The organism is Sphingomonas sp. ASV193 (assembly GCF_040203355.1).
Classification (GTDB): Bacteria; Pseudomonadota; Alphaproteobacteria; order Sphingomonadales; family Sphingomonadaceae; genus Sphingomicrobium.
In genome coordinates this window covers 103063-124154 of record NZ_JBEHBW010000006.1, presented here as the reverse complement: position 1 = coordinate 124154, position 21092 = coordinate 103063, and the positions used below count along the sequence as shown (strand labels likewise).

The 21092-nt window shown below is 68.2% G+C and carries 16 protein-coding genes and 1 tRNA gene; 15 read left to right on the top strand and 2 right to left on the bottom strand.

The window, feature by feature from the left end:
- The first annotated feature begins 1 nt into the window (after window position 1).
- The 5 genes from nusA to ABDK56_RS11690 are packed head-to-tail and all read left to right on the top strand — an operon-like array spanning window position 2 to window position 5810.
- Window positions 2-1642: a transcription termination factor NusA gene (gene nusA / locus ABDK56_RS11710; protein ID WP_349808458.1), complete on the top strand. Its 1641-nt coding sequence runs from the start codon at window positions 2-4 to the stop codon at window positions 1640-1642.
- Complete coding sequence (locus tag ABDK56_RS11705) at window positions 1623-2363, top strand: DUF448 domain-containing protein (RefSeq protein WP_349808457.1); 741 nt, start codon at window positions 1623-1625, stop codon at window positions 2361-2363. Before nusA ends, ABDK56_RS11705 begins: the two co-directional genes overlap by 20 nt.
- On the top strand, window positions 2360-4888 hold the full coding sequence (gene infB / locus ABDK56_RS11700) for a translation initiation factor IF-2 (RefSeq protein WP_349808456.1): 2529 nt from the start codon (window positions 2360-2362) through the stop codon (window positions 4886-4888). Before ABDK56_RS11705 ends, infB begins: the two co-directional genes overlap by 4 nt.
- A 3-nt stretch (window positions 4889-4891) precedes the next feature.
- Complete coding sequence (gene rbfA / locus ABDK56_RS11695) at window positions 4892-5281, top strand: 30S ribosome-binding factor RbfA (protein WP_349808455.1); 390 nt, start codon at window positions 4892-4894, stop codon at window positions 5279-5281.
- The gene (locus ABDK56_RS11690; protein ID WP_349808454.1) at window positions 5274-5810 is read left to right on the top strand and encodes a GNAT family N-acetyltransferase; all 537 of its coding nucleotides are present in this window, start codon (window positions 5274-5276) and stop codon (window positions 5808-5810) included. The genes rbfA and ABDK56_RS11690 overlap by 8 nt, the downstream gene beginning before the upstream one ends.
- A 3-nt stretch (window positions 5811-5813) precedes the next feature.
- On the opposite strand, the gene ABDK56_RS11685 is transcribed toward ABDK56_RS11690, so the two are convergent.
- Window positions 5814-7349, bottom strand: coding sequence for a catalase (locus tag ABDK56_RS11685; protein WP_349808453.1), 1536 nt, complete (start codon window positions 7347-7349; stop codon window positions 5814-5816).
- Window positions 7350-7469: 120 nt separating this feature from the next.
- Between ABDK56_RS11685 and ABDK56_RS11680 the strand changes: the two genes are divergently transcribed.
- The 8 genes from ABDK56_RS11680 to ABDK56_RS11645 all read left to right on the top strand — a co-directional run bounded on the left by ABDK56_RS11680 (window position 7470) and on the right by ABDK56_RS11645 (window position 18666).
- Window positions 7470-8087: a thymidine kinase gene (locus ABDK56_RS11680; protein WP_349808452.1), complete on the top strand. Its 618-nt coding sequence runs from the start codon at window positions 7470-7472 to the stop codon at window positions 8085-8087.
- Window positions 8088-8091: 4 nt separating this feature from the next.
- On the top strand, window positions 8092-8982 hold the full coding sequence (truB, locus tag ABDK56_RS11675) for a tRNA pseudouridine(55) synthase TruB (protein WP_349808451.1): 891 nt from the start codon (window positions 8092-8094) through the stop codon (window positions 8980-8982).
- Between the two features lie 11 nt (window positions 8983-8993).
- The gene (gene rpsO, locus ABDK56_RS11670) at window positions 8994-9263 is read left to right on the top strand and encodes a 30S ribosomal protein S15 (RefSeq protein WP_349808450.1); all 270 of its coding nucleotides are present in this window, start codon (window positions 8994-8996) and stop codon (window positions 9261-9263) included.
- 164 nt (window positions 9264-9427) lie between these two features.
- Window positions 9428-11779, top strand: coding sequence for a polyribonucleotide nucleotidyltransferase (gene pnp, locus ABDK56_RS11665; protein ID WP_349808449.1), 2352 nt, complete (start codon window positions 9428-9430; stop codon window positions 11777-11779).
- Between the two features lie 86 nt (window positions 11780-11865).
- On the top strand, window positions 11866-13248 hold the full coding sequence (locus ABDK56_RS11660; protein ID WP_349808448.1) for a glycoside hydrolase family 47 protein: 1383 nt from the start codon (window positions 11866-11868) through the stop codon (window positions 13246-13248).
- A 147-nt stretch (window positions 13249-13395) separates the two neighbouring features.
- The gene (locus tag ABDK56_RS11655; protein ID WP_349808447.1) at window positions 13396-16281 is read left to right on the top strand and encodes a TonB-dependent receptor plug domain-containing protein; all 2886 of its coding nucleotides are present in this window, start codon (window positions 13396-13398) and stop codon (window positions 16279-16281) included.
- Between the two features lie 112 nt (window positions 16282-16393).
- Complete coding sequence (ggt, locus tag ABDK56_RS11650; protein ID WP_349808446.1) at window positions 16394-18109, top strand: gamma-glutamyltransferase; 1716 nt, start codon at window positions 16394-16396, stop codon at window positions 18107-18109.
- 68 nt (window positions 18110-18177) lie between these two features.
- Window positions 18178-18666, top strand: a complete 489-nt coding sequence (locus ABDK56_RS11645) for a GNAT family N-acetyltransferase (protein WP_502959302.1) — start codon at window positions 18178-18180, stop codon at window positions 18664-18666.
- A 25-nt stretch (window positions 18667-18691) separates the two neighbouring features.
- Here the strand turns inward: ABDK56_RS11645 and ABDK56_RS11640 are convergent.
- Window positions 18692-18767: transfer RNA gene (locus ABDK56_RS11640), tRNA-Ala, on the bottom strand.
- Window positions 18768-18954: 187 nt separating this feature from the next.
- Between ABDK56_RS11640 and ABDK56_RS11635 the strand changes: the two genes are divergently transcribed.
- Both ABDK56_RS11635 and ABDK56_RS11630 read left to right on the top strand, forming a co-directional pair.
- On the top strand, window positions 18955-19908 hold the full coding sequence (locus tag ABDK56_RS11635; RefSeq protein ID WP_349808444.1) for a DUF2171 domain-containing protein: 954 nt from the start codon (window positions 18955-18957) through the stop codon (window positions 19906-19908).
- 122 nt (window positions 19909-20030) lie between these two features.
- Window positions 20031-21032 carry an NADP-dependent oxidoreductase gene (locus ABDK56_RS11630; RefSeq protein ID WP_349808443.1) on the top strand — a complete coding sequence of 334 codons (1002 nt, stop codon included), beginning with the start codon at window positions 20031-20033 and terminating at the stop codon, window positions 21030-21032.
- The last annotated feature ends 60 nt before the right edge of the window (window positions 21033-21092 follow it).

Below are 21092 nucleotides of genomic sequence, written 5' to 3'. Positions count from 1 at the left end.
CATGGCCACCGCTGCCCCCACCCCCACCGCCGGCCCGACCGCCAACAAGGCCGAGCTGCTCGCCATCGCCGACTCGGTCGCGCGCGAGAAGCTGATCGACAAGGGCATCGTCATCGAGGCGATGGAGGACGCGATCCAGCGCGCCGCCCGCGCCCGCTACGGCGCCGAGAACGACATCCGCGCCAAGCTCGACCCCAATACCGGCGACCTTCGCCTGTGGCGCGTGGTCGAAGTGGTCGAAGAGGTCGACGACTATTTCAAGCAGGTCGACCTCAAGGGCGCCGAGAAGCTGCAGGAGGGCGCCGCGCTCGGCGACTTCATCGTCGACCCGCTGCCCCCGATCGAATTCGGCCGCATCGCCGCGCAGGCGGCCAAGCAGGTCATCTTCCAGAAGGTCCGCGACGCCGAGCGCGAGCGCCAGTATGAAGAGTTCAAGGACCGCGCCGGCGAGGTGATCACCGGCGTCGTCAAGCGGGTCGAGTTCGGCCATGTCGTCGTCGACCTCGGCCGCGCCGAGGGCGTCATCCGCCGCGACGCGCAGATCCCGCGCGAAATGGTCCGCGTCGGCGACCGTATCCGCAGCCTGATCCTGCGCGTCGCGCGCGAGGTTCGCGGCCCGCAAATCTTCCTCAGCCGCGCGCACCCCGACTTCATGAAGAAGCTGTTCGCGCAGGAAGTGCCCGAGATTTACGACGGCATCATCGAGATCAAGGCCGCCGCCCGCGACCCGGGCAGCCGCGCGAAGATCGGCGTGATCAGCTACGACAGCAGCATCGACCCGGTCGGCGCCTGCGTCGGCATGAAGGGCAGCCGGGTCCAAGCGGTCGTCCAGGAACTGCAGGGCGAAAAGATCGACATCATCCCGTGGAGCGAGGACACCGCGACCTTCGTCGTCAACGCGCTCCAGCCCGCCACGGTCGCGCGCGTCGTGATCGACGAGGAAGAGAGCCGGATCGAAGTGGTCGTCCCCGACGACCAGCTGAGCCTCGCGATCGGCCGGCGCGGCCAGAACGTCCGCCTCGCCTCGCAGCTCACCAACTCGCAGATCGACATCCTTACCGAGGCCGACGCGAGCGAGAAGCGCCAGCGCGAGTTCATCGAGCGCTCGACCACCTTCCAGGAAGAGCTCGACGTCGACGAGACGCTTGCCCAGCTGCTGGTCGCCGAGGGCTTCACCAGCCTCGAGGAAGTCGCCTACGTCGACCTCGACGAGATCGCCTCGATCGAGGGGCTCGACGACGACATCGCGACCGAGCTTCAGAGCCGCGCCGGCGAAGCGCTCGAGAAGCGCGAAGCGGCGAATCGCGAGGAACGGCGCAAGCTGGGCGTCGAGGACGCGCTGGCCGAGCTTCCGCATCTCACCGAGGCGATGCTCGTCACGCTCGGCAAGGCGAACATCCGTAACCTCGACGACCTCGCCGACCTGGCGACCGACGAGCTGATCCAGAAGAAGCGGCAGGAGCCGCGCCGCCGTTCGCCCGACGCGCCAAAGCGGCCCGAGGACAAGGGCGGCGTGCTTGCCGAATACGGCCTGACCGAAGAGCAGGGCAACGAGATCATCATGGCCGCGCGCGCGCACTGGTTCGAAGATGACGCCGCCGCCCCCAGCGAGGAGGCCGCCGATGCGGACTCCGCGCAATGAGGTCTTAGCCCCCGACATCGACGAGGCGACGCACGCGGGTCCCGAACGGACCTGCGTGCTGACCCGCGCCGCGCGCCCCAAGGAGGCGCTGGTCCGGCTCGCGCTCTCGCCCGACGGCGAGGTGGCGCCCGACGTACGCGCCCGCGCGCCGGGACGCGGCGCCTATGTCGGGGTCGGCCGCGCCGCGCTCGACGCGGCCATCGTCAAAGGCAAGCTCAAGGGAGCGCTCGCCCGCGCGTTCAAGCAGGACGTCCGCGTTCCCGCCGATCTCGGCGCGCGGATCGAGGCCGCGCTGCGCCAGGCCGCGCTCGACCGGCTTGGGCTCGAGGCGCGCGGGGGAACGCTGATCAACGGTTCCGACCGCGTCGAACAGGCGGCGCGGCTGGGCAAGGTCCACCTCCTCGTCCACGCCGCCGACGCGGGCGAGGACGGCAACCGCAAGCTCGACCAGGCGCTCCGCGTCGGTCTCGCCGACGCCGGGCGCAACGGGCGCGGCGATCAGCGGGGCTTGGTTTTCCCCGCCGACCGCACCACATTGTCGTTGGCGCTCGGCCGCGAAAATGTGGTACATGTCGCGCTGACCGATCCCGCCGCCGCCCGGCGGGTGCGCCATGCCATCGACCGGTGGCAAGCTTTCATTGACCCCCACGCTGGGCTAGAGCGCGCCGACACCGGCGGCTCGGGCTCCGCCGACGCTACGACAGACGAAGGAAACGCATGACCGACCAGACCGACAAGCCCAAGCTCGGCACCCGTCCGCCGCTGGGCCTCAAGCGCACGGTCGAGACCGGCAAGGTGAAGCAGAGCTTCAGCCACGGCCGCTCGAACACCGTGGTGGTCGAGGTCAAGAAGCGGCGCATCCTCGGCAAGCCGGGCGAGGCCGCCGCGCCCGCCGCCGCCGCGCCCGCGCCCGAGGTCCAGCAGCAGGCGCCCGCGCCCGCGCCGAAGCCGGTCGCGCCCCCGCCCGCCGCGCGCCCCGCCGCGCCGCAGCGCCGCCTGTCCGAGGCCGAGCAGATCGCCAAGCGCAAGGAAGACCTTGAACGCTTCCAGCGCGAGGCCGAGGAAGCGCGCATGGCCGCGCTCGAGGAATCGCGCCGCCGCGAGGACCGCGCCAAGGTCGAGCAGAGCGAGGACGAGAAGCGCCGCGCTGAGGAAAATCGCAAGGCCGAGGAAGAAGCGGCCAAGCGCGCCGCCGAGGAAGCCGCGCGCCCGCCCGAGCCCGAGCCCGAGGCCGCCGCCCCGGCGACGACGAGCGAAAATCGCGAGCCGCCGCGCCGCGCCGGCTTCACCCCGGTCGGCCCGTCGCCGTCGAAGCGGCCCGAGCCGCAGCGCCCGAGCCCGAGCCGCGGCCGCGACGACCGCCAGCGCGGCAAGCTGACCGTCACCCGCGCCCTGTCGGGCGAGGACGACAGCCGCGCCCGCAGCCTCGCCGCGCTTCGCCGCGCGCGCGAAAAGGAAAAGCGCGCGCACATCGGCTCGGGGCCGCGCGAAAAGCAGGCGCGGGAGGTGGTCGTCCCTGAATCGATCACCGTCGGCGAGCTTGCCAACCGCATGGCCGAAAAGGCCGCCGACCTGGTCAAGTCGCTGTTCAAGATGGGCGTCATGGTGACGGTCAACCAGACCATCGACCAGGATACCGCCGAGCTGCTGGTGACCGAGTTCGGCCACACGGTGAAGCGCGTCAGCGACAGCGACATCGACATCGACACCGCCGCCGACGTCGACGCCGAGGATACGCTGAGGCCGCGTCCGCCGGTGATCACCATCATGGGCCACGTCGACCACGGCAAGACCAGCCTGCTCGATGCGCTTCGCGGCGCCAACGTCCAGTCGGGCGAGGCGGGCGGGATCACCCAGCACATCGGCGCCTACCAGGTGACCGACAAGGCCAAGCACAAGCTGACCTTCCTCGACACCCCGGGCCACGAGGCGTTCACCGAAATGCGCGCGCGCGGCGCGAACGTCACCGACATCGTGGTGCTGGTGGTCGCCGCCGACGACGGGCTTCGCCCGCAGACGGTCGAGGCGATCAACCACACCAAGGCCGCGGGCGTGCCGATGATCGTCGCGATCAACAAGATCGACAAGCACGAGGCCAAGCCGCAGAAGGTCCGCGAGGAGCTGCTGCAGCACGAGATCGTGGTCGAGGACCTCGGCGGCGACGTCCAGGACGTCGAAGTTTCGGCGCTCAAGAAGACCAATCTCGACGGGCTGCTCGACGCGATCAACCTCCAGGCCGAGATCCTCGAACTGAGGGCCAATCCCGATCGCCCGGCCGAAGGCGCGGTGGTCGAGGCCAAGCTCGACAAGGGCCGCGGCCCGCTGGCGACCGTTCTGGTCCAGCGCGGCACGCTGCGGGTCGGCGACGTGATCGTCGTCGGCGCCGCCTCGGGCAAGGTCCGCGCGATGATCGACGACCATGGCAAGCAGGTGAAGGAAGCCGGTCCCTCGACCCCGGTCGAAGTGCTCGGCCTCAGCGCCGTTCCGTCCGCTGGCGACCAGCTGACGGTGGTCGAGAACGAGGCCCGCGCGCGCGAGGTCGCGACCTATCGCCAGGGCGTGCTCGACCGCAAGCGGACCACCTCGGCGCCGATCAGCTTCGAGAACATGTTCGCCAACAAGGCGTCGGAAACCATCCAGTTCCCGCTGCTGGTCAAGGCCGACGTCCAGGGCTCGGTCGAAGCGATCGTCAACGCGCTCAACAAGCTGTCGACCGACGAGATCCGGGTGCGCATCCTCCATTCGGGGGTCGGTGCGATCACCGAGAGCGATGTCACGCTCGCCGCCTCGACCGGGGCGCCGATCATCGGCTTCAACGTCCGCCCGAACGCCAACGCGCGCACCGCGGCCGAGCGCAACAAGGTCGAATTCCGCTATTACGACGTCATCTATCACCTGACCGACTGGGTGAAGGACGCGATGGGCGGGCAGCTCGGCCCCGAGATCATCGAGACGGTCGTCGGCCGCGCCGAGGTCAAGGAAGTGTTCCCGGCGGGCAAGCGCGACAAGGCGGCCGGCCTGCTGGTGCTCGACGGCGCGATCCGCAAGGGGCTCCACGCCCGCCTCACCCGCGACGATGTCATCGTCAGCAAGACGACCATCTCCTCGCTCCGCCGGTTCAAGGACGATGTGTCCGAAGTCACCGCGGGCACCGAGTGCGGCGTGCTGCTGGCCGACACCAACGACATCAAGCCGGGGGACAACCTCGAGGTGTTCGAGGTCGAGGAACGGGCGCGTACGCTCTAGTCCATGCGCAAGACCGAATCCGCCGAGGGCCGCAGTGTCCGCCTGCTTCGTGTCGGCGAGCAGATGCGGCACGTGTTGAGCGAGATCCTCGCGCGCGGCGACGTGCACGACGAGACACTCCAGTCGCACCTCGTCAGCGTGACCGAGGTGCGGATGAGCCCCGACCTGCGCCATGCGACGGTGTTCGTGAAGCCGCTGCTCGGGCAGGACGAGGAAGCGGTGCTGAAGGCGCTGCGGACCAACACCGCCTATCTCCAGCGCGAGGTCGCACACCGGGTGCGGATGAAATATGCGGCGAAGCTTAAATTCCTGGCCGACGAGAGCTTCGACGAGGGGAGCCACATCGACCGGCTGCTGCGAAGCGAGCATGTCGCGCAGGACCTCGATGACTGAGGCGCTCGCCGCGCCGATGAGCGGCGACGGCGTGACCGCCCTTCCCTTCGACGAGGCCCACCGCGCGACGCTCAAGGCGGCGTGCGCCGAGGATCGCGAGATTTGGGACATCTACTCGGTGAATTGCGGCCCGGACGGGTTCGACGCGACGCTCGACGCACTGCTCGCCCGGCCCGATGCCGCGACCTTCACCTTGTGGCAGGATGGCGAGCTGGTCGGAATGTCGAGCTTCCTGCGCATCGACCCGGCCAACCGCACGCTCGAAATCGGATTCACTTACTATCGCCCGCGCTTTCGCGGCACCGGGATCAATCGCCGGGTCAAGGACATGATGCTCCGCCGCGCCCTGGCGTGGGGCGCAAACCGCGTCGAATTCCGCGTCGACGCCCGCAACAGGCGTAGCCAGGCCGCGATGGCCAAGCTCGGCGCGCATCGCGAGGGCGTTCGCCGCGCCGACACCGTAACGTGGACGGGTCACGTCCGTGACACGGTGGTCTATTCGATCCTGCCCGGGGAGTGGCCCGCCTGAGCCTTATTCGGCGGGTTCCATCTGCGACTCGTGGATCGCCGAGGCGAGCCCTTCTTCTTTCGACTTGCCGCCGATCAGGTCGCGGGTCGCCTTTTCAACCCGGTCGCCAATCTCCTGGTCGATCGCGCGCCAGTAGGCGAAGGCGCGGACGAGGATCGGCTCGCTGACCCCGTCGGCGAGGTGGCCCGCGATATTGTTGACCAGCCGCTCGCGCTGCGCGTCGTCCATCACCTCGCGGATCAGCGCGCGCGGCTGGCTGGTGTCGTCGTCGTCCTTGCGAAGCGTATAGGCTTCGCGAACCATGTCGCCATCGGCGTACCAGGTCGCCTCGCCGCCGGTCTCGGGCTGGGCGTGCGGGCCGCCGTAGCTGTTCGGCGCATAGACCGGGTCGAGCGCGTTCTTCACCCGCATCGCCCCGCCCCGCGAATAGCTGTGCACCTCGTTCTTTGGCGCGTTGACCGGGATCTGCTTGTAGTTGACGCCAAGCCGGTGGCGGTGCGCGTCGGCGTAGGCAAAGCCGCGCGCGAGCAGCATCTTGTCGGGCGACAGGCCGATGCCCGGCACCATGTTGTTCGGCTCGAACGCCAGCTGCTCGATCTGCGTGTCCCAGTCGACCGGGTTGGTGTCGAGCGTGATCTTGCCCACTTCGATCAGCGGGTAGTCGGCGTGCGGCCAGGTCTTGGTGAGGTCGAACGGGTTGATGCGATAGGTCTTGGCATCGTCGAACGGCATCACCTGCCATTTCAGCGTCCAACTGGGAAACTCTCCCTTGGCGATATGGTCGAACAAGTCGCGTCGGTGATAGTCGGCGTCCTGCCCGGCCAGCGCGTCGGCCTCGTCCTGCGACAAATAGGCGTCGCCGCTCTCCGTCCCGACGTCGGTGTGCCAGTGGAACTTGACCCAGAATTTCTCGCCGGCCTCGTTGATCAGCATGTAGGTGTGGCTGCCGTAGCCGTTCATCTCGCGCCAGTTCTTGGGGATGCCGCGGTCGCCCATCAGGTAAGTGACCTGGTGCGCGCTCTCGGGGCTCAGCGTCCAGAAGTCCCACTGCATGTCATGGTCGCGAAGCCCGTTGTCGGCGCGGCGCTTCTGGCTGCGGATGAAGTGCTGGAACTTGAGCGGGTCGCGGATGAAGAAGATCGGCGTGTTGTTGCCGACCATGTCGAAATTGCCGTCCTCGGTATAAAGCTTGACCGAAAAGCCGCGCGGGTCGCGCCACGTGTCGGGGCTGCCGCGCTCGCCGGCGACCGTCGAGAAGCGCATCGCCGCCTCGCTCTTCGCGCCCTTCTGGAAGATCTTCGCCTTGGTGTACTTCGACACGTCCGCCGTCGTCTCGTAATGGCCGAATGCGCCCGATCCCTTGGCGTGCGGCTGCCGCTCGGGGATTCGCTCACGATTGAAGTTGGCCATCTGCTCGATGAGGTAATGGTCGTTGAGGACGATCGGCCCGTCGCGCCCGAGGGTCAGCGAATGTTCGTCGCTCTGGACGCGGATGCCCGCGTCGTTGGTGGTGGCGGGGCCGGTGTGCTTGGCGGACATGGGCGCGCTTTCTGCTGGAGGATGTAGGTTGAACCGCCCGCGATGCCGCGCCGTTCCACCCGATGCGACGACAGGAGAGGATTGGCGGAACGGAACGCGGACGGCTAAGCCTTTCGCCCGATGGCCAAGCTCTATTTCTACTATGCGGCGATGAACGCGGGGAAATCGACCACCCTGCTCCAGGCCGACTATAATTATCGCGAGCGCGGCATGGAGACGATGCTGTGGACCGCGGCGATCGACGAGCGCGCCGGGCATGGCACGATCGGCAGCCGGATCGCGCTGTCGGCCCCCGCCGCGACCTACGACGAGAGCGTCAACCTGTTCGACGCCGTCGTCGCCGAGCTGATCCGCCGCAAGCTCGACTGCATCCTGGTCGACGAGGCGCAGTTCCTCACCCAAGGCCATGTGCTCCAGCTGACCCGGGTCGCCGACGAGCTTCGCATCCCGGTGCTATGCTACGGGCTTCGCACCGATTTCCAGGGCAAGCTGTTTCCCGGCTCGGCTGCGCTGCTCGCGCTTGCCGACACGCTGGTCGAGCTGAAGGCGGTGTGCGACTGCGGGCGCAAGGCGACGATGAACCTGCGCGTTGATGCCGACGGCCTCGCGGTCGCCGACGGGGCGCAGACCGAGATCGGCGGCAACTACCGCTATATCGCGCTGTGCCGCAAGCATTTCTTCCAGCGATTAAACGAAGGCAAGGCGCGGCAGATGAGCCTCGGCCTCGCGCGGCGCTGACGCGATGCTTCACGGCTGGATCATCCTCGACAAGCCCGTCGGGCTCGGCTCGACCCAGGCGGTGAGCGCGGTCAAGCGCGCGCTTCGCGAAGCGGGCCAGCCGAAGACCAAGGTCGGGCATGGCGGGACGCTCGACCCGCTGGCGTCGGGCGTGCTGCCGATCGCGCTGGGCGAGGCGACCAAGCTAGCCGGGCGGATGCTCGATGCGACCAAGGTCTACGACTTCACCGTCCGGTTCGGCGCGCAGACCGACACGCTCGATACCGAGGGCAAGGTCGTCGCGACCAGCAACGTGCGCCCGACGCGCGGCGAAATCGAGGCGATCCTGCCGCGCTTCACCGGCCCGATCGAGCAAGTGCCCCCCGCCTATTCGGCGCTGAAGGTCGACGGCCGGCGTGCCTATGACCTCGCCCGCGCCGGGGAAGAGGTCGAGATGAAGACCCGCGCGGTCACCGTCCACACGCTCGACCTGCTCGACGCGGGGGCGGAGGAGGCGACCTTCGCCGCGACCGTCTCCAAGGGCACCTATATCCGCAGCCTCGCACGCGACCTCGCGCTGACGTTGAACAGCGTCGGCCACGTCACCATGTTGCGGCGAACGCGCGCCGGGCCGTTCGGGCTCGAACAGGCGATATCGCTGGACTTTCTGGCCGAACTCGCTAAGGCGCGCCAACTGACGAGGACGGTTCTCCCGCTCGACGCGGGGCTGGACGACATCCCGGCCCTCCCCGTCACCCCCGATCAGGCCCGGCTGCTCCGTCACGGGCAGGCGCTGTTCGGGCTTCCCGCGAAGCCGGGGCTTTCCCTCGCGAAGGACGGCGATGTGCCGGTCGCGCTGGTGGAAGGCGACGGCGCCACGATCAAGGTCGTGCGCGGGTTCAACCTCAACGAATAGGAGTTTGTTCGATGTCGATTACCGCTGAAAAGAAGCAGGAGTTGATCAACACCCACGCCCGCGGCACCGACGATACCGGCAGCCCCGAGGTGCAGGTCGCGATCCTGACCGAGCGCATCACCAACCTGACCGGCCACTTCAAGACCCACGCGAAGGACAACCATTCGCGTCGCGGCCTGCTGACGCTGGTCAACAAGCGCCGCAGCCTGCTCGATTATTTGAAGCGCAAGGACCCCACCCGCTACAACGAGCTGATCGCCAAGCTGGGGCTCCGCAAGTAACGAAATTCCCGGAGGGCGCCCTTGCGGCGCCCTTCGACTAAGGGCCTCCCGCAGTTCGGCGGGGCGTTCGAGGGGCAGATGAAACGCCCCGACCCGACGCGGACCGGATTGTCCGCAACTGCTGAACCGGGCCGCATCCGGCGGGCCGGACGAAGGACCAAAACATGTTCAATATCAAGACTCAGGAAATCGATCTCGGCAACGGCAAGTCGCTGAAGCTCGAAACCGGGCGCGTCGCCCGCCAGGCCGACGGCGCGGTGCTCGCGACGATGGGCGAGACGGTGGTGCTGTGCGCCGTGACCGCCGCCAAGTCGGTCAAGCCGGGGCAGGACTTCTTCCCGCTCACCGTCCACTACCAGGAAAAATTCTCGGCCGCCGGGCGCATCCCGGGCGGCTTCTTCAAGCGTGAGCGCGGCGCGACCGAAAAGGAAACGCTGACCAGCCGCCTGATCGACCGCCCGATCCGCCCGCTGTTCCCCGAAGGCTTCTACAACGAGGTCCTCGTGATCGCGCAGGTGCTGTCCTACGACGGCGAGAACGAGCCCGACGTCGTCGCGATGTGCGCCGCCTCGGCCGCGCTGTGTCTCGCCGGCGTGCCGTTCATGGGCCCGATCGGCGCCGCGCGCGTCGGCTACAAGGACGGCGAATATATCCTCAACCCGACCAAGACCGAGGTCGAGGAAGGCGAGCTCGACCTCGTCGTCGCCGCCACCGGCAACGCCGTGATGATGGTCGAATCCGAAGCCAAGGAGCTCTCGGAAGAGGTCATGCTCGGCGCGGTCGTGTTCGCGCACGAAGCGTCGAAGAAGGTCTGCGACGGCATCATCCGCCTCGCCGAAAAGGCCGCCAAGGAGCCGTGGGACCTCGCCACCGGCGACGCCAAGACCGCCGCCAAGGCCAAGCTCAAGGACATCGTCGGCAAGGACATCGAGGCGGCCTACCGCCTGACCGACAAGTCGGCGCGTTCGGCCGCCCTCAACGAGGTGCGCGAAAAGGCCAAGGAAGCCTTCGCCGACGCCGAGCCGCAGGAGCAGATGGCCGCGTCGAAGGCGGTCAAGAGCCTCGAAGCCGACATCGTGCGCACCGCGATCCTCAAGGAAGGCCGTCGCATCGACGGTCGCGACACCAAGACCGTCCGCCCGATCGAGGCGATCGTCGGCTTCCTGCCGCGCGCGCACGGTTCGGCGCTGTTCACCCGCGGCGAGACCCAGGCGATCTGCACCACCACGCTCGGCACCAAGGACGCCGAGCAGATGATCGACGGGCTCGACGGCCTGTCGTACCAGCGCTTCATGCTGCACTATAACTTCCCGCCCTATTCGGTCGGCGAAGTCGGCCGGTTCGGCGCCCCGGGGCGTCGCGAGGTCGGTCACGGCAAGCTGGCGTGGCGCGCGCTTCACCCGATCCTGCCGACGATGGACGAGTTTCCCTACACGATCCGCGTCCTCAGCGACATCACCGAGAGCAACGGCTCCTCGTCGATGGCCACCGTCTGCGGCGGTTCGCTGTCGATGATGGATGCGGGCGTTCCGCTCAAGCGCCCGGTCGCGGGGATCGCCATGGGCCTGATCCTCGAAGGGTCGGACTATGCGGTGATCAGCGACATCCTCGGCGACGAGGACCACCTCGGCGACATGGACTTCAAGGTCGCCGGCACCAGCGAGGGCATCACCTCGCTGCAGATGGACATCAAGGTTGCCGGGATCACCGAGGAGATCATGAAGGTCGCGCTCGAGCAGGCCAAGGGCGGCCGCGCGCACATCCTCGGCGAAATGGCCAAGGCGCTCGATCACACCCGTGAAGAGTTGTCGGCGCACGCGCCGCGGATCGAGACGATGCAGATCGACAAGACCAAGATCCGCGAAGTCATCGGCACCGGCGGCAAGGTCATCCGCGAGATCGTCGCGACGACCGGCGCCAAGGTCGACATCGACGACGAGGGGCTGATCAAGATTAGCTCGTCGGACCTCAACCAGATCGGGGCCGCGCGCCAGTGGATCCTCGGCATCGTCCAGGAGCCCGAGGTCGGCACCATCTACACCGGCAAGGTCGCCAACATCGTCGATTTCGGCGCGTTCGTGACCTTCATGCCGGGCAAGGACGGGCTGGTCCACGTGTCCGAGATCAAGAACGAGCGGGTCGAAAACGTCCGCGACGTGCTGAGCGAGGGCCAGGAGGTCAAGGTCAAGCTGCTCGAGGTCGATCCGCGCGGCAAGGTCCGCCTGTCGATGCGCGTCGTCGACCAGGAGACCGGCGCCGAACTCGAAGACACCCGCCCGCCGCGCGAAGACCGCGGTCCGCGCGGCGATCGCGGCGATCGTGGCCCGCGCCGTGACGGCGGTCGTGGTCGAGACGACCGCGGCCCGCGCGGCGACCGCGGGGATCGTGGCCCGCGTCGCGATCGCGGCGACCGAGGCGAAGGTCGTGGCGATCGGGGCTCGCGCCGCGACAGCGACGACAATGGCCCCGCGCCCGAATTCGCCCCGGCCTTCCTGACCGGCGGCGACGACGACTAAGCCGTCGCGGCATCGCTGAACGATTGGCCCCCCGGTTTCGCGACCGGGGGGCTTTTCGTTGGCGGCAGGGCCGCTAGGCTCGGGCAATGCCGACGCTTCCCCGCCGCGCGCTGCTCCAGGCCGGACTGGCGCTCCCCCTCGCCCATTGCGCGCCGCTGGCGCTCGGCAGCGCGCGCCCGGCGCTTGCCGGACAGGTCCGCGACGCGATGCGCTGGGCGTGGCGCGAATATCGCCGCCTCGCGTGGGGCAAGGACGAGATCAGGCCGGTTAGCGGCACCTTCTCGAGCTTCCCGCTCAAGGACCGCCACCTCGGCCTGTCGCTGGTCGAGGCGCTGGACACGCTGTGGCTGATGGCGCTCGACCGCGAGTTCGACGAGGCCGCCGACTGGGCCGAGGCTCAGCTCGACTTCGACGTCGACGGCACGGTCAGCGTGTTCGAGACCAACATCCGCCTCGTGGGCGGGCTGCTCAGCGGCTGGCACGTCAGCGGCCGGCCGAGGCTGCTCGCGCTCGCACGCGACCTCGCCGACCGGCTGATGCCCGCCTTCGCCGCCTCGCCGCTCGGCATCCCGCACCGCTTCGTAAACCTGAAGACCGGGGCGGTAAGCGGCCCCGTGACCAACCCCGCCGAGGCGGGCACGATCCTGCCCGAATTCGGATTCCTCAGCCGCGCGGTCGGGGACGACCGCTACCGCGCCGCCGCCAAGCGCGCACAGGTGGCGCTGTTCGAGCGGCGGTCGGCGATCGGCCTCATCCCCGACGCGATCGACGCGACGACCGGCGAATGGAAGAGCCGCCGCGCCACCGTCGGCCCGCCCTCGGACAGCTATTATGAATATCTGTGGGACGGCTGGGACCTGCTCGGCGACCGCGACTGCCGCGCCATGTACCGCACGATGACCGACGCGATCCTCCGTCACCAGCGCCGAAGCATCGGCGGCCATCGCTGGTTCGTCGACGTCGATTACGAGACCGGGGCGATGCTGACCGACGAGCAGGACGAGCTGTCGAGCTTTTACGGCGGACTGCTCGGCCAGAGCGGCGACGGGGCGATCGGCGGCACCAACGTCCGCGCCTGGTCATGGCTGCAAGGCGAATATGGCATCCTCCCCGAAGGCTTTAAGCCGGCAAGCGGCACCGTCACCTACAAGACCAACGCGCTTCGCCCCGAGCTCGCCGACGCCGCGTTCAACTTGTGGCTGCTCGACGGGCGCGAGGAATGGCGCGACATCGTCGCGGCCCATTTCGCCAACATGCTCCGCTGGAACCGCGCGCCGCACGGCTTCACCGACATGGCCGACGTCACCGCCGCCCCCAAGCGACAGGCCGATCACTGCCCCGGCTACTGGTGGTCGGAGCAGATGAAATATTACTGGCTGGCCTTCTCGGCGAGCCCGCGCGTCGACTATCGCAGGCTCTACCTGTCGACCGAAGGCAACATCCTGCGCGGGGTGCGGCGACCCGCCTGACGCTGCGGAAATTGGGGATTTTCGCGCAGTGTGACGGAATGGTCACAATATGGCGAAAATGAATTTCGACGAATTGACAGACCGCATCGACGGGAAGAGATTTTGTGCGCCGCAGCAGCAGCTGGGCATTTCTCCCAGGGGGGAACCATGCACGCGAACCATCGTCACATCCGAGCCGTCCTTTTCACGAGCGCCGCCAGCGCAGCGCTGACCGTTCTCGCCCAGCCCGCGCTCGCGCAGACCGCCGCCCAGGCGAATGTGCAGGCCACCCAGCCGGCCGAAACCAATCCAAACGACGCGATTGTCGTGACCGGCACGCGCCGGACCGATCGCACCGTCGCCAACTCGGCCTCGCCGATCGATGTCATCAGCGCGACCGAGATCAAGACCCAGCCGTCGACCAACCTGATCGACACGGTCAAGAGCCTCGTCCCGTCCTTCTTCGTCGGCCAGAACACGATCTCGGACGCGTCGAGCTTCGTCCGCTCGCCCTCGCTTCGCGGACTTCCCGCCGACCAGGTGCTGGTCCAGGTCAACGGCAAGCGGCTCAACCGCTCGGCGCTGGTCCAGGTCTACACCGGCGGTGATACCGGCCTCGGCTTCGGCTCGCAGGGTGCGGACATCAACGCGATCCCCTCGATCGGGATCAAGAACCTCCAGGTGCTGCGCGACGGCGCGACCGCCCAATATGGCTCGGACGCGATCGCGGGCGTCATGAACTTCGGCATGCGCGACGACCGCAACGCGGTCGAGGTGATGGCGCAATACGGCCAATATTACGATCATGGCGACGGCAAGTCGAAGCAGATCGCGGGCAACATCGGCCTCGGCCTCCCGGCGAACGGTTATCTCGATATCGCCGGCGAATATTACGACGACGGCCAGACCAGCCGCGGCGCGACGCGCCCGATCGCCGTCCTCTTCGCCCAGCAATATCCCAATCTCGCGCCGCAGCTGCCGAACTACCCTGGCCCGGTCCAGATCTGGGGCTCCTCGCCGCAGCACGGCTTCAAGTCGATGATCAACACGGGGATCAACGTCGGCGCGAACAGCAAGCTCTATGCGACCGGCATCTGGTCGAAGAACTTCGCCAACGAGAGCTTCAACTATCGCTCGCCGATCAGCGGCACCGCGGTCGACGTCGACGGCGTGTCGCACGGCCTCGGCGCCAATGGGGCGTTCACCACCCCCTATTATCTGACGCCCTGTCCGACCGGCAGCGCGACCTGCGCGGCGGGCGGTTTCGTGAAGGACAGCAACACCTTTTCCTTCACTTCGATCTACCCGGCGGGCTTCACCCCGCGCTTCGTCGGCAAGACCGACGAGAAGTGGGGCACGATCGGCTGGAAGGGCACGCTCGACGGCGGCCTGAGCTGGGACCTCGCCGCGACGCTGGCGAAGAACACGCTCGCGCTATCGATGTATAATTCGCTCAACGCCAGCTACGGCCCGCTCTCGCAGACCAGCTTCCAGTTCGGCACGCTCAGCCAGAAAGAACGCAACTTCACGCTCGACATGAGCTACCCGATCCCGGTCGGGCTCGCGAGCCCGCTGACCCTGTCGTGGGGCGCCGAAGCACGCAAGGAAACCTACGGCCAGAGCGCGGGTGACGAGCAGTCCTACGGCGCGGGACCCTATGCGGTGTCGCACCCGCTCTACGCCGAGACCGCGCCCGGCGTGTACACGCAGGTCGGCACCACCGCGGCGAAGAGCCCCGGGGCCAGCGGCTACGGCGGCACCAACCCCGCCGCAGCCGGCAGCTGGAGCCAGTCGAGCTGGGGCGTCTATGCCGATGCCGAAGCCGACGTGACCGACCAGCTGAGCCTCGGCGCGGCGATTCGCCACGAGAAGTACAAGCATGTCGGCAGCAGCACGGTCTACAAGCTGAACGGCATCTACAAGATCACCCCGCAGCTTTCGATCCGCGGCACGATCGGCACCGGCTTCCACGCCCCCTCACCGGGCCAGTCGCACGACCAGATCCTGACCACCAACTTCGTGGCCGGCAACCAGGTCCAGACTGGCACCTACCCGGTCGACAGCCCGATCGCGCAATATTTCGGCGCGTCGCCGCTGACTCCGGAGAAGTCGAAGAACTACGGCGCGGGCATCGTCTTCCATCCCAGCCGCGCCTTCACCCTGACGGTCGACGGGTACAAGATCGACGTCAAGAATCGCATTACCATTTCGCAAAACTTCGACGTCACCCCGGTCGACATCGCTGCCCAGCCGCTGCTCGCGGCGGTCGGTGACGGCGGCAACATCAACTATTTCGTCAACGGCTATAACACCTCGACCAAGGGCCTCGACGTCGTCGGCACCTACCGGACCGACTTCCTCGACGGGAACCTCAACCTCACCCTCGCCTATAACTATAACAAGTCGAAGGTGACCTCGATCCGCAGCTTCACCAACCCGAACACCGGGGTGGTGACGCCGTACATCAGCGACGCACAGGAAATCGACGTCGCGCACCTCGCGCCCAACCACCGCGCGACTCTGTCGGCGGGGTGGACGAGTGGTCCGTGGGCGATCAACGCTCGCGAGAACTATTATGGCTGGTGGCTCGACGCCGCCGACTATCCGGGGCCGGGCGGCGCGGCGGCGACGTCGCAGCATTTCGGCGCGAAGTTCACCACCGACGCGGACATCAGCTACACCTTCAACCGGACGGTCACCTTCACGGTCGGCGCGAACAACCTGTTCAACACCAAGCCCGACCGGATCGCCCATGTCGAAGGCGTCAACAACGTCTACGTCCTGACCAACAGCCTTGCCGACGGGCAGATCTACCCGCGTTCGGGCGGTCCGTTCGGGATCAACGGCGGCTTCTGGTACGTCCGGCTGCGGGTGAAGTACCAGGCGACCGCGCCGGTGATGCCGCCGCCCCCGCCGCCCCCGCCGCCCCCCCCGCCGCCGGCGACCCAGACCTGCCCCGACGGCACGGTGATCGACGCGACGGCGACCTGCCCGCCGCCGCCCCCGCCGCCGCCGCCCCCGCCCCCGCCGCCGCCGGCCGGCGAGCGCGGCTGATCGGGCAGCGACACGACCAACTGGGAAAGGCCGCCTTTCGGGGCGGCCTTTTTCATTCTTGACGAACGCCCGGATTTGCGCGGAGCAAGGACGCTCCCAGGGAGACCATTTGATGCGACATTTGCTCGGCGCCGCCTCGTTCCTCGCACTCCTGTTCGCCGCGCCGGTCGAGGCCGCCTCGCCAACCCCGGTCAGCTCGTCGCACGCGATGGTCGTCAGCGCCCACCGCCTCGCTTCGAAGGCGGGGATCGACGTGCTCAAAGGCGGCGGCAACGCGATCGACGCCGCCGTCGCGGTGGCTTACGCGCTGGCGGTCACCTTTCCCGAGGCGGGCAACCTCGGCGGCGGCGGGTTCATGACCATCCGCCTCGCCGACGGGCGCACCGCCTTCATCGACTTCCGCGAAAAGGCCCCGGGCAGGGCGACCGCCACCATGTTCCAGGACGCGAACGGCAATGCCGTGCCCGAACGCAGCCGGCGCGGCTGGCTCGCGGTCGGGGTCCCCGGCACCGTCGCCGGGCTGGAACTCGCGCGCACGCGATTTGGCACCCGCCCGCGCACGGCGCTGATGGCGAGCGCGATCCGCCTCGCGCGTGACGGCTTCGTCCTCGACAAGGGCGATGCCGACATGCTCGCCGACGCGCAGGACGACTTCCGCAAGGACCCGGCCAGCGCGGCGATCTTCCTCAACAAGGGCACCCCGTGGCGCGCCGGCCAGCGGCTCGTCCAGGCCGACCTCGCCCGCTCGCTCCAGGCAATCGCGACGGGGGGCAGCGCCGCCTTCTACAACGGCCCGATCGGGGCGAAGATCGCCGCCGCCAGCCGCGCCGGCGGCGGGCTGTTCACCACCGCCGATTTCGCCGCCTATCGCGCGGTCGAGCGCAAGCCGATCGAGTGCGACTATCGCGGCTACCACATCGTCTCGGCCCCGCCGCCGAGCTCGGGCGGGGTGGTGCTGTGCGAGACGCTCAACATCCTCGAGGGCTATGACCTCAAGGGAATGGGCTTCCGCTCGGCAGCCGAAGTCCACGCGCTGACCGAGGCGATGCGCCGCGCCTACCACGACCGCAATACTCAGCTCGGCGATCCCGATTTCGTGAAGGTCGACACCGCCCATTTCGTGTCGAAGGACTATGCCGCGCGGCTCCGCGCCGGGATCGACCCGAACCGCGCGACGCCCTCGGCCAGCCTGCCCGCGCCGGGCATCGGCAAGGAAGGGCGGAACACCACCCATTTCTCGATCGTCGACGCGGCAGGCAACGCGGTGTCGCTGACCTACACGCTCAACGACTGGTTCGGCGCACGGCTTACCGCGCCCGGCACCGGCATCCTGATGAACGACGAGATGGACGATTTCTCGGCCAAGCCCGGCGCGCCCAACATGTTCGGGCTGGTCGAGGGGCCGAGCAACGCGGTCGCCCCGGGCAAGCGCCCGCTGTCATCGATGACCCCGACCATCGTCGCCAAGGACGGGCAGCTGTCGATGGTCGTCGGCACCCCGGGCGGGAGCCGGATCCCGACCGCCGTTCTCGAGACGATCAGCAACATGATCGACCATGGCATGACGATCACCGAGGCGGTCGACGCCCCGCGCGTGCACAACCAATGGTATCCGGACGAAGTCGGGGTTGAACGCTTCGCCGTCTCGGCCGACACGCGCCGCGTGCTCGAGCGGATGGGCCACAAGGTGGTCGACATCCCCTACGGCAACCAAGTCGCCGCGATCCTCGTCGGCGGCCCCGCGATCGGCGCCAGGCCGATCGACGGCGACCGCTATTACGGCGCGATCGACCCCCGGCTCAACGTCGGCGACGTCGAGGGCTATTGAGCGCCGCTGCCCTTCCCTTCACCGATCGCCTCGCGACCGAGGCGGACCTCCCCGCGCTCGACGCGGTGATGGAACGCGCGATCGCCGCGCTACAGAACGACTTCCTCACCCCCGAGCAGGTCCGCGCCAGCCACAAGGTGATGGGGCTCGACCGGCAGCTGGTCGCCGACCGCACCTATTTCATCGTCGAGCGGGACGGCGTAATCGCCGGCTGCGGCGGGTGGAGCTGGCGCTCGACGCTTTACGGCGGCGACACCAGCATCGTCGCCCGCGAGCCGCGCGCGCTCGACCCGGCGACCGAACCGGCGCGGATCCGCGCGATGTATACCGAGCCTTCGTTCGCCCGGCAGGGGGTCGGCAGGCGGGTGATGCATTTGTGCGAACAGGCGGCGCGCGACGCCGGCTTCGCCGCCGCGACGATGATGGCGACGCTCGCCGGCATCCCGCTATACGCCGCATGCGGATACCAGCCGGTGGAAGAGGTGCTCAGCGACCCGATCGAGGGCGTGCGCGTTCCGCTCGTCCGGATGGAAAAGCGCCTCGTTCCAGTGATTTAAGCTTTGGGGGAGACCGACGGCGGGGTGGTGGAGCTGAGGGGAATCGAACCCCTGACCTCTGCAGTGCGATTGCAGCGCTCTCCCATCTGAGCTACAGCCCCGCGCCTGTCGGAAGGCGCCCAATAGCGGCGCTTCCCGCCCCTTGCAACGCCTGATCGCGCGCAATCGCACCTCGTCGCAACCGCCCGTCGATCCGGCGCTTGGCCCGGAACGCGCGCCCGCCGCCATCGGTTTTCCCGGCAAGTCTCCCTACCCCCGGGGAGACCAGTACCCGAGGAGGATTTTTCAATGGCTTATGGTCGCAACGACAGCCGCAGCGGCTGGAGTGAGAACCGCTCGCGATTCGACGAGGATCGCTACAACGAGCGTACCGACGAAGGACGCGGCGGACGCGGCTTTTTCGAGCGCGCCGGCGACGAGGTGGCGAGCTGGTTCGGTGACGACGATGCCGAACGCCGCCGCCGCCAGGACCAGGCGCGCGAGCGCGACGATTATCGCGGCAGCCGAGCGACCGGCGAGCGCTCGAGCTACGACAGCGACGCGCGCTACCGCGACGAAGGCTATCGCCGACCCTATACCGGCCGCTTCCCGGGCCGCAACGACGGCTTGGGCTATGGCGATCGCTTCGGCTACGACCGGGCCTACGAGAACGACCGCAACGACCGCGGCTACGGCCAGCGCGACTATGGGCAGCGCGAGCAGGGTCGTCGCGACTATGGCCAATCGAGCTTCGGGACGATGGCGGCCGGCGGTGCCGGCGGCCTCTACGACCGGCAGTACAGCGACTGGCGTCGCCAGCAGATCGACGCGCTCGACCGCGACTATCACGATTATCGCCGCGAAAACGAAGGCCGGTTCGAGAATGAGTTCACCTCGTGGCGCCAGACCCGGCAGGGAAAGCGCGAGCTGGTCAAGTCGATCAAGGAGCACATGACCGTCGTCGGCAATGACGGCGCGCACGTCGGCACGATCGACAAGGTGCGTGGCGACCAGCTGATCCTGACCAAGTCGGACAGCAGCGACGGTCATCATCATCGCGTCCCCTGCTCGATGATCGACCGGGTGGAGAACGACCAGGTGTGGCTCGACCAACCCGCCGAAACCGCGCTCCAGCGGCTCGACATCGAAGCGAAGCGCGGCGCCGCCTACGACCGCGATCGCGCGCTCGGTGCCGACCAGCGCGACGAGCAACGCGATGATGGGCCGCACCTGCTCAACCGCAGCTTCACGGGCACCTACTAGGGCGCTCCGCCGCGCTCGCCGCGGCATGATGAGGCCCGGCCGCTCAACCCGAGCGGCCGGGCCTTTCGTTTGCCCGCCGCCCGGCCTAGGGCGAGCTCGACTGACCAGCAGGAGACGCGACGATGGCGAAGGCTTGGCACCTCATTCGGCGGCCCAACGGCATGCCGGTCCCCGACGATTTCGCCTTTCGCGACATCGACCTCCCCGCGCTCGGCGAGGGCATGGTCCGCGTCGCCAACCGCTTCCTGTCGGTCGACCCCTACATGCGCGGCCGAATGAACGACGTGAAAAGCTATGTCCCGCCGTTCGCGCTCGACGCGCCGATGGAGGGCGGCGCGGTCGGCGAGGTGATCGAGAGCAACGACCCCGGCTTCGCGCCCGGCGATCTCGTCTTCCACATGGCCGGCTGGCGCGACGAGGCGGTGGTCCCGGCCAAGTCGTTGAACAAGCTCCCCGCTATCCCCGGCGTGGCGCCAGAAACCTTTCTCGGCAACATGGGGCTGACCGGCGCGACCGCCTATTTCGGGTTGTTCGAGGCGGCCAGCGCGAAGGAAGGCGACGTGGTGTTCGTCTCCGGCGCGGGCGGCGCGGTCGGCTCGGCGGTGATGCAGATCGCCAAGGCGAAGGGCATGACCGTGATCGGCTCGGCGGGCGGCCGCGACAAATGCGACTTTGTCTACTCGCTCGGTGCCGACGCGGTCGTCGATTACAAGGCCGGCCCGGTGCTCAAGCAGCTTGCAGCGGCGCTCCAGGCCAAGCAGCTCGGCGGGATCGACGTCTATTTCGACAATGTCGGCGGCGACCAGCTCGATGCCGCCTTCGCCACCGCCAACCAGAATGCGCGCTTTGCCATCTGCGGGATGATCGCGGGCTACAACAGCACCGAGCCGCAGGCCTTCCGCTACATCATGCGGGTGATCGCGATGCGGATCAGGGTGCAGGGCTTCATCTATACCGACTATCTCTCGCAGATGCCGCGCTTCTACCGGGACATGGGCGGCTGGCTCGCCTCGGGCGCGGTCAAGAACCGCGACACGGTGGTCGACGGCCTCGACCACACGCTCGACGCTTTCCTCGGCCTGTTCACCGGCGCCAACACGGGCAAGATGCTGGTGCGGATCTAAGGCGCCGAGCGCAGCGCCGCCGATGCGAAGCGTCGCCGAAGCAGCGCGAAGAGACGCCTC

Excerpts from the sequence above, each read along its gene's own strand:
- nusA (WP_349808458.1), top strand. The coding sequence starts at position 2 with ATGGCCACCGCTGCCCCCACCCCCACCGCCGGCCCGACCGCCAACAAG.
- ABDK56_RS11705 (WP_349808457.1), top strand. The coding sequence starts at position 1,623 with ATGCGGACTCCGCGCAATGAGGTCTTAGCCCCCGACATCGACGAGGCG.
- infB (WP_349808456.1), top strand. The coding sequence starts at position 2,360 with ATGACCGACCAGACCGACAAGCCCAAGCTCGGCACCCGTCCGCCGCTG.
- rbfA (WP_349808455.1), top strand. The coding sequence starts at position 4,892 with ATGCGCAAGACCGAATCCGCCGAGGGCCGCAGTGTCCGCCTGCTTCGT.
- ABDK56_RS11690 (WP_349808454.1), top strand. The coding sequence starts at position 5,274 with ATGACTGAGGCGCTCGCCGCGCCGATGAGCGGCGACGGCGTGACCGCC.
- ABDK56_RS11685 (WP_349808453.1), bottom strand. The coding sequence starts at position 7,349 with ATGTCCGCCAAGCACACCGGCCCCGCCACCACCAACGACGCGGGCATC.
- ABDK56_RS11680 (WP_349808452.1), top strand. The coding sequence starts at position 7,470 with ATGGCCAAGCTCTATTTCTACTATGCGGCGATGAACGCGGGGAAATCG.
- truB (WP_349808451.1), top strand. The coding sequence starts at position 8,092 with ATGCTTCACGGCTGGATCATCCTCGACAAGCCCGTCGGGCTCGGCTCG.
- rpsO (WP_349808450.1), top strand. The coding sequence starts at position 8,994 with ATGTCGATTACCGCTGAAAAGAAGCAGGAGTTGATCAACACCCACGCC.
- pnp (WP_349808449.1), top strand. The coding sequence starts at position 9,428 with ATGTTCAATATCAAGACTCAGGAAATCGATCTCGGCAACGGCAAGTCG.
- ABDK56_RS11660 (WP_349808448.1), top strand. The coding sequence starts at position 11,866 with ATGCCGACGCTTCCCCGCCGCGCGCTGCTCCAGGCCGGACTGGCGCTC.
- ABDK56_RS11655 (WP_349808447.1), top strand. The coding sequence starts at position 13,396 with ATGCACGCGAACCATCGTCACATCCGAGCCGTCCTTTTCACGAGCGCC.
- ggt (WP_349808446.1), top strand. The coding sequence starts at position 16,394 with ATGCGACATTTGCTCGGCGCCGCCTCGTTCCTCGCACTCCTGTTCGCC.
- ABDK56_RS11645 (WP_502959302.1), top strand. The coding sequence starts at position 18,178 with ATGGAACGCGCGATCGCCGCGCTACAGAACGACTTCCTCACCCCCGAG.
- ABDK56_RS11635 (WP_349808444.1), top strand. The coding sequence starts at position 18,955 with ATGGCTTATGGTCGCAACGACAGCCGCAGCGGCTGGAGTGAGAACCGC.
- ABDK56_RS11630 (WP_349808443.1), top strand. The coding sequence starts at position 20,031 with ATGGCGAAGGCTTGGCACCTCATTCGGCGGCCCAACGGCATGCCGGTC.